9 protein-coding genes are annotated in these 12,973 nt (G+C 65.8%); 8 read left to right on the forward strand and 1 reads right to left on the reverse strand.

Annotation, left to right across the window (positions count from 1 at the left end):
* Positions 1-292: 292 nt before the first annotated feature.
* Positions 293-2,185 (forward strand): penicillin-binding protein 2, encoded by a 1,893-nt coding sequence (mrdA, locus tag M2395_RS00005; RefSeq protein ID WP_011062421.1) that lies wholly within the window; start codon positions 293-295, stop codon positions 2,183-2,185.
* A 1-nt stretch (position 2,186) separates the two neighbouring features.
* Here mrdA and M2395_RS00010 read toward each other — a convergent pair whose 3' ends face one another.
* A complete protein-coding gene (locus M2395_RS00010; RefSeq protein WP_015636460.1) occupies positions 2,187-3,152 on the reverse strand; it encodes a LysR family transcriptional regulator in 966 nt (321 codons plus the stop codon).
* A gap of 178 nt (positions 3,153-3,330) precedes the next feature.
* Between M2395_RS00010 and M2395_RS00015 the strand changes: the two genes are divergently transcribed.
* The 7 genes from M2395_RS00015 (at position 3,331) to M2395_RS00045 (ending at position 12,897) form a co-directional block, all read left to right on the forward strand.
* Positions 3,331-4,644 (forward strand): MFS transporter, encoded by a 1,314-nt coding sequence (locus M2395_RS00015; RefSeq protein ID WP_053159600.1) that lies wholly within the window; start codon positions 3,331-3,333, stop codon positions 4,642-4,644.
* A 19-nt stretch (positions 4,645-4,663) separates the two neighbouring features.
* Positions 4,664-5,893: a Zn-dependent hydrolase gene (locus tag M2395_RS00020; RefSeq protein WP_123431491.1), complete on the forward strand. Its 1,230-nt coding sequence runs from the start codon at positions 4,664-4,666 to the stop codon at positions 5,891-5,893.
* Positions 5,894-5,903: 10 nt separating this feature from the next.
* Positions 5,904-6,929, forward strand: coding sequence for a histone deacetylase family protein (locus M2395_RS00025; RefSeq protein WP_015636457.1), 1,026 nt, complete (start codon positions 5,904-5,906; stop codon positions 6,927-6,929).
* A gap of 368 nt (positions 6,930-7,297) precedes the next feature.
* Positions 7,298-9,202, forward strand: coding sequence for a sigma-54-dependent Fis family transcriptional regulator (locus tag M2395_RS00030; RefSeq protein WP_053152959.1), 1,905 nt, complete (start codon positions 7,298-7,300; stop codon positions 9,200-9,202).
* Positions 9,202-10,920 carry an ABC transporter ATP-binding protein gene (locus M2395_RS00035; RefSeq protein ID WP_011062415.1) on the forward strand — a complete coding sequence of 573 codons (1,719 nt, stop codon included), beginning with the start codon at positions 9,202-9,204 and terminating at the stop codon, positions 10,918-10,920. The genes M2395_RS00030 and M2395_RS00035 overlap by 1 nt, the downstream gene beginning before the upstream one ends.
* Positions 10,910-11,593: a S8 family serine peptidase gene (locus M2395_RS00040; RefSeq protein WP_123431492.1), complete on the forward strand. Its 684-nt coding sequence runs from the start codon at positions 10,910-10,912 to the stop codon at positions 11,591-11,593. The genes M2395_RS00035 and M2395_RS00040 overlap by 11 nt, the downstream gene beginning before the upstream one ends.
* Positions 11,578-12,897 (forward strand): NAD(P)/FAD-dependent oxidoreductase, encoded by a 1,320-nt coding sequence (locus M2395_RS00045; protein WP_123431493.1) that lies wholly within the window; start codon positions 11,578-11,580, stop codon positions 12,895-12,897. Before M2395_RS00040 ends, M2395_RS00045 begins: the two co-directional genes overlap by 16 nt.
* Positions 12,898-12,973 lie beyond the last annotated feature (76 nt).

The raw sequence follows: 12,973 nt of genomic DNA on the forward strand, positions 1-12,973 counted from the left end.
TCAGAAGTGAAACGATGCATCGCCGATGGTAGTGTGGGGTTTCCCCATGTGAGAGTAGGTCATCGTCAAGATTAAATTCCGAAACCCCAACTGCACATGCAGTTGGGGTTTTGTTTTTGCGCGTGGAAAAACTTGCGCTATCCAAGTAGCCGCCAAGGCGCCATTGATCAGCCGCGATGGAAATCCCCTCAAAGTCCGTGGGTGGTTTTTGGTATGGTGCAGCTCTTTTTAAAGGACTTGAGTTCATCCGCACGGAACAGCGTCGACCTCTATTCACCGAGAAGCTGTAGCAATGCCCGAAGCGATTCCGATCAAGGACCACGAGAAAGAAAGCCGCCTGGTCAACAAACGGCTGCTGGCCTGTGCCGTATTGGTGGTGGCCATCACCTGCGCCCTGGTGGCGCGGATGTATTTTCTGCAAGTGGTGGAGTTCGACTACCACTCCACCGTTTCCGAGAACAACCGCGTCCATGTGCTGCCGATCACTCCCACCCGGGGGCTGATCTACGATCGCAACGGCGTGGTCCTGGCGGACAACCGCCCCAGCTTCAACCTGACGATCACTCGCGAACGCACCACCGACCTCAAGGGCGAGCTGGACACCGTGGTCGATCTGCTGCACTTGCCCCCGGAAGACCGCACGCTGTTCGACAAGGAGATGAAGCAGGCCCGTCATCCCTTCGTCCCCGTGACCCTGTTCTATGAGCTCACCGAAGAGCAGATCGCCGTGCTCGCGGTCAACGAATACCGGTTGCCCGGCCTGGACGTGGAAGCCCAGTTCGTCCGCCACTATCCCCTGGGCGCACACTTTGCCCACTCCATCGGTTACGTCGGGCGGATCAACGAGAAAGAAGCCAAGACCCTGGACTCGGTGGAGTACCGTGGCACCCAATCCATCGGCAAGACCGGCATCGAGAAATTCTACGAAGCCGAACTGCACGGTCATGTCGGCTATGAGGAAGTAGAAACCAACGCCCAGGGCCGGGTGATGCGAGTGCTCAAGCACACCGATCCGATCCCCGGGAAGAGCATCGTCCTGAGCCTGGACATCAAGCTCCAGGAAGCCGCTGAGGAGGCCCTGGGCGATCGCCGTGGTTCCGTGGTGGCCCTGGACCCGGCCACCGGCGAAGTCCTGGCCATGGTCAGCAAGCCAAGTTTCGACCCCAACCTGTTCGTCACCGGCATCAGCTTCAAGGAATACGCTGCGCTGCACGACTCCATCGACCGGCCCCTGTTCAACCGAGTGCTGCGGGGCCTCTACGCGCCGGGCTCCACCATCAAGCCGGAAGTGGCGATTGCCGGCCTCGATAGCGGCGTGGTTACCGCTTCGACCCGGGTCTTCGATCCGGGCTATTACCAACTGCCGGACTTCGACCACAAGTACCGCAACTGGAACCACAGCGGCGATGGCTGGGTGGACATGGACGCAGCGATCATGCGTTCCAACGACACCTACTTCTATGACCTGGCGCACAAGCTCGGCATCGACCGCCTGCACGACTACATGGCGATGTTCGGTCTGGGCGAGAAGGTCTCTCTGGACATGTTCGAAGAGTCTCCCGGCCTGATGCCCTCCCAGGCCTGGAAACGCGCCACCCGTCGCCAGCCATGGTTCCCGGGGGAAACCGTGATCCTCGGCATCGGCCAGGGCTATATGCAAGTCACGCCGCTGCAACTGGCCCAGGCCACCGCGCTGATTGCCAACAAGGGCGTGTGGAACCGTCCGCACCTGGCCAAGACCATCGATGGCGTGGCCCCGGTGGATGAGCATCCGATGCCCAACATCCTGCTGAAGAATCCCCGTGACTGGGATCAGGTCAACCACGGCATGCAGATGGTGATGCACGATCCCCGCGGTATCGCCCGCGCCGCGGCAGCAGGGGCGCAGTACCGCATCGCCGGCAAGAGTGGTACGGCCCAGGTGGTGGCGATCAAGCAGGGCGAGCGCTATGACCGTCTCAAGACCCGCGAGCGCAACCGTGACAACGCCCTGTTCGTGGGCTTCGCCCCGGCGGAGCATCCACAGATCGTGATTTCGGTGATGATCGAGAACGGCGAAGCCGGTGGTCGGGTGGCCGGCCCCGTGGTGCGGCAGATCATGGACGCCTGGCTACTGGACCAGAACGGCCACCTCAAGCCGCAGTACGCAGCCCCGGCCAAGGCCCCTGGCGATCCCCACGTCTGAATCATTTCAACATCAGGCTACCCGGCGCCGGCTCATGCTGACTGAGCATGTGCTGGATGCTCTGCAAAAACAGTACCTCGGCCCGGCTCATGCGCTGCTCGCGGTTCCACAGCAGGTGAATGTCGACATCGGCAATGCCTTCGTGTGGCGGCAGGCGCCACAGCAGCCTGGCGTCGACATCGGCGGCCACCACATGCTCCGGCAGGCAGCCGATGCCAAACCCGGCGATCACCAGGCGCCGTACTTCCTCCAGGCTCGGGGATGAGGCGACGATGCGTCCGCTGAAGCCCTGCTGGTCACGGAAGATGGTCAGCGGCGAGAGCATGCCGCCGATCTGGTCGCTGGTGAAACTGACGAAGTTCTCCCGTTGCAGATCGCCCTCGGCCACATCCCCGCGGCCGAACAGCGGGTGGTGCTTGCCGCAGAAAAACGCATAGCGCTGACGCAGGAACAGCCGCTGTTCCAGGCGCGGCTGTGGCCGGCGGTTAAGGCTCAAGCCCAGGGTCGCGGTCTTTTCCTGCAGGGCGCTGACGATATCCGAGCTGCGCATCACTTCCACCTCCAGATCGACCCGCGGGTGCTGACGATGGAAGTCGGCCAGGAAGTCGTCGAAACGTTCGCTGAAGATCCGGCTGATGATCAACAGCCGCACTTTGCCGATCACTTCGTCGGCGGGCTGTTCCAGCATGCTGCTGACCTGGGACATCTGGCCGTAGATCTCTCCGGCCAGTGCGAAAATCTGCTCACCCACTTCGGTCAGGGCAAAGCGTGGGCCGCGCCGGGCAATCAACTGCCGGCCCAGTTGTTCTTCCAGGCGCTTGAGGGCCTGGCTGACCGCCGGCTGGGTCAAGTGCAGGCGCGCCGCTGCACGGCTGATGCTCAGCTCCTGGCCAATCACCCGAAAGGTGCGCAACAGGTTCCAGTCGAGGCGGTCATTGAGCAGGCGGCGGGCATCGCGGTCGGACATGGCAGGGGCTCTGGTTCGGGCTGTAGCTGAATAATAAGCCAGGATAATAATCGAGATAACCAATAGAAAATTGACTAATTATCCCCCGGAACGGATAAATCCACCCCAGACAGGTGCCAGCAGAAGCCCCTGCGCCCGACCCTTCCTCCTGCCAAAAAAATAATCAAGGGAGCCAACCATGAAGCCTTCCGCTTCGCCTCAGCCTCGCCGGGCTGCGGCCGCCGCCTTTATCGGCACCATGATCGAATGGTACGACTTCTATATCTACGCCACCGCCGCGGCGCTGGTGTTCGGTGCCTTGTTCTTCCCCTCCGACGACAAGCTGTTCAGCACCATGGCCGCCTTCGGCACCTTTGCCGTGGGCTTCTTCGCCCGACCTTTGGGGGGCATCATCTTTGGCCATATCGGCGACCGCATCGGCCGCAAGAAATCCCTGGTCATCACCCTGCTGATGATGGGCGTGGTCACGGTCTGCATCGGCCTGCTGCCAACTTATGCACAGATCGGCGCCCTGGCCCCGGTGCTGTTGATCCTGCTGCGCATCGTCCAGGGCATTGCCGTGGGAGGCGAGTGGGGCGGTGCGGTGCTGATGGCCGGTGAACATGCGCCCAAGGGCCGGCGCAACTTCTTCGCCTCCTTCGCCCAATTGGGCAGCCCGGCGGGATTGATCCTCTCGCTACTGGCCTTCAGCGCCGTGACCCGCCTGCCCGAGGACGCGTTGATGAGTTGGGGCTGGCGCCTGCCGTTCCTCGCCAGTGCGTTGCTGCTGCTGGTAGGCCTGGCGATTCGCCTGGGGGTCAACGAGTCACCGGAGTTTCTCGCCAGCCGCGAGCAGGCGGCCAAATCGGTGCGCAAGGAACAGGCACCGGTGATGGAAGTGCTGCGCACAGCCTGGCGCCCGCTGCTGCTGTGCATCGGCGCCAATACCCTGGGAATCGCCGGGGTGTATTTCACCAACACCTTCATGATTGCCTACACCACCCAGCAGTTGGAGATACCCCGTTCACTGATCCTTGAATGCCTGTTCGTAGTGGCGCTCATCCAGTTCTGCATCCAGCCCCTGGCCGCCTGGACCGCCGAGAAAATCGGCGCCACGCGCTTTCTCTGCCTGGTGTCGCTGTTGGCCATGGCCTCGCCCTATCCGATGTTCGTGCTGGTGAGTTCCGGGCAGGCGCCGCTGATGATCCTCGGCATCGCCCTGGCGGTGGTGTGCATGGCTTCCTTCTATGCGGTGATCGCCGGTTACGTCAGCGGCATGTTCGAGACCCGGGTGCGCTACACCGCGATCTCCCTGGCCTATCAGGTCTGCGGTGCCCTGGCCGGCGGCCTGACCCCGCTGATCGGCACCTGGCTGGCCCATCGGTTTATTGGCCAATGGTGGCCGATGGCGGTGTTCTACAGCCTGATCGCTGCCGTTTCGCTGATCTGCGTGCTGGCCCTGGCACGCCGGCACGCTCACGCCCATCGCCTGGAAATGGCATCCCACGCCTGATTGTCTGGAGAATCTGAAGATGTTGAAAATCAATGGCCAGCGCCTCTGGGCGAGCCTGATGGCCATGGCCGAAATCGGTGCCACGGCCCGTGGCGGCAGCTGCCGCCTGGCCTTGAGCGATGAAGACCGGGCCGGTCGCGAACTGTTTGCCCACTGGTGCACCGAGGCCGGCATGAGCCTGAGCGTCGACCCCATTGGCAACCTGTTTGCCCGGCGCCCAGGTAGCGACCCGGACGCTGCCCCGGTAATGATGGGCAGCCACCTGGACACTCAGCCCGAAGGCGGGCGCTTTGATGGGGTCTACGGTGTGCTGGCCGGATTGGAAGTGGTACGCACGCTCAATGACCTCGGGATCCAGACCCGCAAACCCCTGGAAGTGGCGGTCTGGACCAACGAGGAGGGCGCGCGTTTCACCCCGGCGATGTTCGGCTCGGCGGTGTTCACCGGGGTCATGGCCCTGGACGCCGCCCTGGCGGTGCGTGACGCCGATGGCATCAGCGTCGCCCAGGCCCTGCAGCGCACCGGTTATGCCGGCAGCCGGCCCCTGGGCGCAGCGGTGGATGCCTACTTCGAAGCCCATATCGAACAGGGCCCGATCCTTGAAGACAACGCCAAGAGCATCGGCGTGGTCAGCGGCGGCCAGGCCATCCGCTGGCTCGATGTGCAGGTCGAAGGCCTGGCGGCCCACGCCGGCACCACGCCGATGCCGCTACGCAAGGATGCGCTGTACGGCGCGGCGCAGATGATTCTTGCGGTGGAGCAGTTGGCAGCGGATTTTGCCCCCCAGGGCCTGACCACCGTGGGTGAGCTGAGCATCGCCAAGTCGTCGCGCAACACCATTCCCGGCTTGGTGAACTTCACCGTCGACCTGCGCCACCACCAGGATCGGCAGATCGCCGCCATGGAGCAGCAGGTGGAGGAACGCCTGCTGGCCATCGCCAGCCAGCGCGGGCTCAAGGTCAGTATCAGCCGGCACTGGGTCAGCCCGGCCACGCCATTTGATGCCGAGTGCGTGGCGGCGGTGCAGCAGGCGGTGGATGGCCTGGGCTACCCTCAGCAGTCCATCGTCAGCGGCGCTGGCCATGACGCCATCTTGCTGGCCCGCTACTGCCCGACGGCTATGGTGTTCATTCCCTGTGTCGGTGGCCTGAGCCACAACGAAGCCGAAGACGTGTTGCCCGAGGACGTGCGCCAGGGCGCCGATGTATTGCTTAACGCCGTGCTGGCCCGTGCTGGCCAGGTTGAATAAGGAGAAGGTCATGCGCAGTTTTTTCCACCCCGAACAGTTGCTCCACCATCCACGCAGCTACTACTCGCGCGGCCAGATGCGCATACCCCAGGAGGTGCCGGAGCGCGCCCAGCGCCTGGTGCAGGCCGCACACTCCCTGGGTTTTGCCGTCGAGCAGCCACGGGATGCCGGGATGGCACCGTTGCTGGCGGTACACGGCGCGCCGTACTTGGCGTTCCTGCAGGATGCGCACCAGGGCTGGAAGGACATCCCCGAAGACTGGGGTGATGAGGTGATGTCCAACATCTTCGTGCGTGAGCCCAATGCCCTGCGCGGGGTCCTGGCCCAGGCCGCGTGCTACCTGGCCGATGGCAGTTGTCCGGTGGGTGAGTCGACTTGGCGTGCAGCCTACTGGTCAGCGCAAAGTGCCGTCGCCGGGGCCCAGGCGTTGCTCGACGGTGAGCCGGCGGCCTACGCCTTGTGCCGCCCGCCGGGCCACCACGCCCGGTCCGAGGCGGCCGGGGGCTTCTGCTACCTGAACAATGCGGCGATCGCCGCCCAGGTCCTGCGGGACAAATACGCCCGGGTGGCGGTGCTGGACACCGACATGCACCACGGCCAGGGCATCCAGGAAATCTTCTACGAGCGCGCCGATGTGCTGTATGTCTCGGTGCACGGCGACCCGACCAACTTCTACCCGGGGGTGGCCGGGTTCGCCGAGGAGCGTGGCGCCGGGGCGGGGGAGGGCTACAACCTCAACCTGCCGATGGCCCATGGCGCCAGCGAAGGGGATTTCCTCGCCCGTCTGGAACAGGCCCTGGTGGCGGTGAAGGCGTTCGATGCCGAGGTGCTGGTGCTGTCTTTGGGGTTCGATATCTATGAACTCGACCCGCAGAGCAAGGTGGCAGTGACCCGGGACGGCTTCGCCATCCTTGGCCAGCGAATCCGCAGCCTGGGCCTGCCGTGCCTGATCGTCCAGGAAGGCGGCTATCACCTGGAAAGCCTGGAAGACAACGCCCGCGCCTTCTTCGCAGACTCTGGCGCCTGGGCCCTGTAGGCACCACCAGCTCCTGCACAAGCTGGCATGCATTCGTCTTAGGAGCCGGCCTGCCGGCTAAGGGGTCTCAAGTCCTGCGCTCGTCTCGGGGCCTTCTTCGCTGGCAGGCCAGTGCCAACGGGAGGGGGCGTGCGGTACTTGCCATTTGCTTTACGTTAACGTCAAGATGCTCGGGCGCCCGTACCACTGGCGCAGGTTTTGCTTGATCTCCAATGACAGGGTAAGCAATTCAGGGCTGCCCGATGATTCGGGCAAAGCCCCTTTACTGCCCCCTGAACCCGGTGTAGACATTGACCACGGCTTGCGTGCTTCGCGCAATCCAAGGGAGTGGAGCGGGATGCAGCGGGCGGACCGATTCGGAGCGCTTGATGACTCTTATAAAAACAATAAAGGGTGAGCAGCAACACGAAGCCCGGCTGGCCCGGGAACGGCTGCACCTGGAAGGCCAGATCCCCGACGGGGTTCTGCGTGCGGAAATCGATGCCTCATGGCGGCGCAGCCTCAGCCATGGCGTGCACTTTGGCAGCCAGCACCAACTGACCCTGGAATCCAGCGCCAGCCTCGAAGTGCTGCTGGCCAGCAACCGCCTGTTGCTGGACGCGGCGATCCCGGCCATCGACTACCTGAGCCAGCATCAGGGCAAGGACGGGATGATCATCCTGGCCAATGCCGACGCCACCATCCTGGCCATCGAAGGCCGCGCCGACCGTCTCAAGGACAGCGGCGTGCAGGACATCACCCTTGGCGCCTGCTGGAGCGAAGCCACCCGCGGCACCAACGCCCTGGGCACGGCCCTGGTGGAGGCCCGGCCGACCCTGATCGACTGCGGCGAGCACTACCTGGACCGTCTCAGCCATTTCTCCTGCACCTCGGTGCCCATCCAGTGCCCCCAGGGCGAGATTCTCGGGGTGCTCGACCTGACCCGCGAAGGCCCCCTGGGCCGGGCCCAGGACAGCACCGCGCTGCTGGCCATGGCGGTCAGCCAGATCGAAGCCCGGGTGTTCCATGCCACCTACCCGGAGCAGATCGTCCTGGCCTTCCACAGCCGCCGGCAATACCTCGAATCACCGTGGCAGGGGCTGCTGGCCCTGAGCCTGGGCGGGCAGATCCTCGCGGTCAGCGGCCAGGCCTGCCAGTTGCTCAACACCTCGCGCGCAGCCCTGGTGGGCCGGCGCTGCGAAGAGTTCCTCGGGGTCGATGGCCTGCAACTGCTCGCACGCCTGCAACAGGGCGCCGTGGGTAGCCTGCAAACCGCCAAGGGCGAGCTGTTCTACAAGGCCCTGCGGGCGCCGCAGCCAGCGCTCAACCTGCACCGCGCGCCACGCAGCGCTCCGAAAGCCGCAGCCATGCCCCAGGACCTGGAAGCCCTGGCCGGGGGCAACAGCCGTTACGCCCGCACCTTGCGCATGGCCCGTCAGGGCCTGGCCAATGACCTGCCGGTGTTGCTACTGGGCGAAACGGGCACCGGCAAGGAAGTCCTGGCCCGGGCCCTGCACCGCGCCGGCAGCCGCGCCGAGAAACCCTTTGTCGCAGTCAACTGCGCGGCGATCCCCGAAGGCCTGATCGAGTCGGAACTGTTCGGCTATCGCGAAGGCGCCTTCACCGGCTCGCGTCGTGGCGGCATGATCGGGCGCCTGCAACAGGCCCACGGCGGCACCCTGTTCCTCGATGAGATCGGCGACATGCCCCTGGCCCTGCAAGCCCGCCTGCTGCGCGTGCTGCAGGACCGCAAGGTGGCGCCCCTGGGGGCCGGCGAAGAACAGGACATCGACATCGCCCTGATCTGCGCCACCCACCGCGACCTCAAGCAGCAGGTGCAGGACAAGGCTTTTCGCGAAGACCTGTTCTACCGGGTCAATGGCATCAGCGTGCTGTTGCCGGCCCTGCGCGAACGCGAAGACCTGCAGCCCCTGGTGGACAGCTTGCTGGCCAAGCTCGGTGGCGCCCAGGTGAGCCTTAGCGATGAGCTGCGTCGGCTGCTGGCGGACTACCACTGGCCGGGCAATATCCGCCAGCTGGAGATGGTCCTGCGCACAGCCCTGGCCCTGCGCGAAGACGGTGAGTGCCACATCGGCCTGGAGCACCTGCCCGACAGCATGCTCGATGACCTCAATGCCAGTGCCCGACCGCAGACCGGGAGCATCCGCGAGAACGAGCTGGAGCTGATCCGCAGTGCCCTGGACAACCACCAGGGCAATGTCTCGGCGGCAGCGGACGCTCTGGGCATCAGCCGCGCGACCCTGTACCGCAAGCTCAAACAGTTGCGCGCCTGATGCGGCGCCTGATCACCCGGCTGGTGGACAGCCGCGACCCTCAGGCCCTGAGTGCCGCCCTGGGCTGGCTCTACAGCTTCGTGCGGCCCCATCGACTGGCCATCGGCGGCCTGCTGGGGCTGTCGGTGTGCGCCTCATTGCTGGTGCTGGTGCAGCCCTGGCTGACCAAGCTGCTGATCGACGACGGCCTGCTGGCCCGGGACTTCTCCAGACTGGTGCTGATCGCCGGCTTGATGATCCTCGCCGGTCTGCTGGGCACGCTGCTGTCCGGGGTCAATCGCTACCTGCATACGCGCCTGTCCGGACGCATCCTGTTTGCCCTGCGCGACGATCTCTACCGCCATCTGCAACGGCTGTCGCCAAGCTTCTACGGTCAACGGCGAATCGGCGACCTGATGTCGCGCCTGGATGGCGATGTGGCGGAGATCCAGCGCTTTGCTGTGGACTCGCTGTTCTCCGCAGTGTCCAGCGTGATCGGTCTTGTCGTCGCCCTGGCCATGCTCCTGACCCTGTCCTGGCAACTCTCGCTGCTGGCCCTGGTGTTGATTCCCCTGGATGTGCTCTGGCTGCGCTGGATGCGGCGCAAGGTGGAGCGCGATGTACGTCAGTTGCGCGAGCGTTCCGCGGACATGTCCTCGTTCATGGTGGAAACCCTGCCGGTGATGAAGTTCATCCAGAGCGCCGGCCAGCAGCAGCGCGAGGCCCGGCGCCTGGATGGCCTTGGCCAGGGCTACCTGCAACAGCTGCTGAAACTGCAAGTCACCGAGTTCTTCACCCAGGCGGTGCCCGGTACCCTGACCTCGTTGTCCCGGGCCTGCGCCTTCCTGATCGGCGGCTACTGGGTGGTACAGGGCACCTGGCAACTGGGGGCGCTGATTGCCTTTTCCACCTACCTGGGCATGGCGGTGGGCCCGGTGCAGAGCCTGTTGGGCCTGTATGTGGCAATCCAGCGCATGACCGTGAGCCTCGGCCGGGTCATGGAACTGCGTGGCGAGGAACCGGGCATCAGCAACCCCGAGGCGCCGCTGCCGGTGCCGGAGCAGGGCGAGCTGCATTTTCACGCAGTGCACTTTTGCCACCCGGGCCGCGGCTCGACCCTGCAGGGCATCGAGGCGCGTATTCCCTACGGCCGCAAAGTGGCCCTCAGCGGCACCTCGGGCGCAGGCAAAAGCACGCTCATCGACCTGTTGCAGCGCCATCACGACCCCCAGTCCGGGCAGGTGCTGCTGGGCGGCGTCGACCTGCGCCAGCTGGACCTGGCGCAGTTGCGCCGGCGGGTGGCGGTGGTCAGCCAGGACATCGTGCTGTTTCGCGGCAGCCTGGCGGACAACCTGGCCTACAGCGTGCCCGATGCCAGCCGCGAAGCCGTGGCCGAGGTGGCGCGGCTGGCGCAGTTGCAAGGGCTGATCGAGTCCCTGCCCGAAGGCCTGGACAGCCCCCTGGGGGAGCGCGGCCAGCAATTGTCCGGCGGCCAGAAACAACGCATCGCCATTGCCCGGGCGCTGCTCCAGGACCCGATGATCCTGGTGCTGGACGAAGCCACTTCGGCGGTGGACGAGGCCACCGAGCGCGAGGTGATCGAGGCCATCGACCACCTGTTCGCCGGGCGCACGCGGATCCTCATCAGCCACCGACCCTCGACCCTGGCCGATGCCGAACTGCGCTTCGAATTGCGCGATGGCGTACTGCATGCGCTGGAGGTGGCCCATGAAGCCTGAGCTGCGCATCGGCGTGATCGACAGCGGCCATGCCGCCCATCAGCGGGTGGCGGGCGGACGACGCTTCTTCCTGCAGCCCGAAGGGATAGGCCATGGCCCCTTGCAGGAAGATGCCCTGGGCCATGGCAGCGCGATCATCGAGGCCATCGGCCAGCGCGCGCCGACGGCGCAGGTCTATGTGGCCCAGGTGTTCGACCGGCGCGCAGTCACCAGCGCCGCGCAAGTCAGCGCCGCGCTGCACTGGTTGCTTGCGCAGGACGTGCGCCTGATCAACCTGAGCCTGGGCCTGCGCCAGGATCGCGATCTGCTGCGCCAGGCCTGTGCCGCGGCCGAGGCCCGCGGGGTGCTGTTGTGCGCATCCAGCCCGGCCCAGGGCGAGGCGGTGTTTCCGGCCAGTTACCCCGGGGTGCTGCGCGTCACCGGCGATGCGCGATGCAGCGCGCAGCAGTGGTCATGGCTGAACACCGCCCAGGCTGATTTCGCCGCCTGCGTGCGCGGCAGCAGCCCGGGGCAATCCGGCGCCAGCCTGGGGTGCGCGGCCCTGAGCGGGCATATCGCGGCCTACCTGGGTACCCACCCGCAAGCCGACAAGGCCCAGGTCCGGCAGTGGCTGCAGGACAACGCCCACTACCAGGGGCCGGAACGCCGGCAACAGCCATGCACACCATCCTGATCCTCGGCGCGGGGCCGGCCGGGGCCGCAGTGGCCCTGGGGCTGCGCCGCCTCGGCTACCCGGTGACCCTGGTCAGCGACTGGCGACGCTTTCCGGCCCTGGAAGGGGCCTCGCAGCGGGTGCTTGAAGCCTTGCGCGGTGCCGGCCTGGAACAGGCGCTGGCCCAGGCCCTGCAACCGTCCCAGCGGCGGGTGGCATGGAACGGTGCAGAACATGCGCAGAACATCGAATACCTGCTGGATCGCCCGGCCTTCGACCGCGGCCTGCGGGAGGCCTTGCGCGAAGCGCAGGTCAAGCTGATCGAGGGCCGGGTGCTGGGGGTGCAGTCCAGCGAGGCCGGGCATCGGGTCCAGGTGCAAGGGCAGGGCGAGGTGCGCGGCGAGTTCCTGGTGGAGGCCCGTGGCCGGCAGGCGCCGGTGCTGGACAAAGCCTTGCGCCAGGGGGGCGGCAAGGGCCTGCGCGGCCCGGAAACCGTCAGCCTGCTCAACCGCTGGCAGGGCCCTGGCGGCAGCGCCGCCAGCGCGGTGCACAGCCTGGAGGACGGCTGGGCCTGGATGGCCCGGCGCGAGGACGGCCAGTGCTACTGGCAACTGACCCTGGATGTGGAGAGCGCCGGGCTGCCGGGCAAGGCGCAGTTGCTGGAGTACTGTCGCCAGCGCCGTCTGGGCTCGGCCATGGCCCGGGAATTCTTTGCCGGTGGCCAGGAGCAGCAATTGCACCTGCATGCCCGCAGCAGCACGGCGATCCTCAACCCCCAGGCCTGTGGCGCGAACTGGCTGCGGGTCGGCGATGCGGCCATGGCCGTGGACCCTTTATCCGGCAACGGCATTTTCCAATCCCTGTCCTCGGCGTTGCAGGCCCCGGCGGTGATCAACACCTTGCTGCAGCAGCCGCAACGTGCAGCGCTGGCGCAGCGTTTTCACGGGCAGCGGGTGGAACAGTTGTTCCTGCGTTTTGCGCGCATCGGCCGGGACTTCTACGCCGACGAGCAACGCTGGCCCGAGCAGCCGTTCTGGCAGGCCCGCCGGCAGTGGCCGGATTGCCAGCCGGCGCACCGTGCCGTGGACTTTTCGGCCTTGCGCATCGAGCGCGCCCCGGTGCTGCGCGACGGCCTGGTGGATGAAGCCGAAGTGGTGATCACCCCGGACCAGCCCCTGGGCATCTGGCATGTACAGGGCGTGGAACTGGCGCCGCTGTTGCGCCGTTTGCGCAGCCAGGGGGCGGCCCAGGCCCTGGCGCAACTGAGACCGGACCAGAATCGGCTGATACGCAGCTGGTTGCTGGCCCAAGGCTACCGCCCCTGAACGGGGATCGTAGGAGCGAGCTTGCTCGCGAACCGCGCAGCGGCCATCCACCGGAGTGAACCTGCGGTCTTTTTCG

Source organism: Pseudomonas sp. BIGb0176 (genome assembly GCF_024810175.1).
Taxonomy (GTDB): Bacteria; Pseudomonadota; Gammaproteobacteria; order Pseudomonadales; family Pseudomonadaceae; genus Aquipseudomonas; species Aquipseudomonas protegens.

What these genes read in the sequence shown, in the direction of transcription:
- mrdA (WP_011062421.1), top strand. Translation starts at nt 293, where the DNA reads ATGCCCGAAGCGATTCCGATCAAGGACCACGAGAAAGAAAGCCGCCTG.
- M2395_RS00020 (WP_123431491.1), top strand. Translation starts at nt 4,664, where the DNA reads ATGTTGAAAATCAATGGCCAGCGCCTCTGGGCGAGCCTGATGGCCATG.
- M2395_RS00045 (WP_123431493.1), top strand. Translation starts at nt 11,578, where the DNA reads ATGCACACCATCCTGATCCTCGGCGCGGGGCCGGCCGGGGCCGCAGTG.
- M2395_RS00015 (WP_053159600.1), top strand. Translation starts at nt 3,331, where the DNA reads ATGAAGCCTTCCGCTTCGCCTCAGCCTCGCCGGGCTGCGGCCGCCGCC.
- M2395_RS00040 (WP_123431492.1), top strand. Translation starts at nt 10,910, where the DNA reads ATGAAGCCTGAGCTGCGCATCGGCGTGATCGACAGCGGCCATGCCGCC.
- M2395_RS00025 (WP_015636457.1), top strand. Translation starts at nt 5,904, where the DNA reads ATGCGCAGTTTTTTCCACCCCGAACAGTTGCTCCACCATCCACGCAGC.
- M2395_RS00010 (WP_015636460.1), bottom strand. Translation starts at nt 3,152, where the DNA reads ATGTCCGACCGCGATGCCCGCCGCCTGCTCAATGACCGCCTCGACTGG.
- M2395_RS00030 (WP_053152959.1), top strand. Translation starts at nt 7,298, where the DNA reads ATGACTCTTATAAAAACAATAAAGGGTGAGCAGCAACACGAAGCCCGG.
- M2395_RS00035 (WP_011062415.1), top strand. Translation starts at nt 9,202, where the DNA reads ATGCGGCGCCTGATCACCCGGCTGGTGGACAGCCGCGACCCTCAGGCC.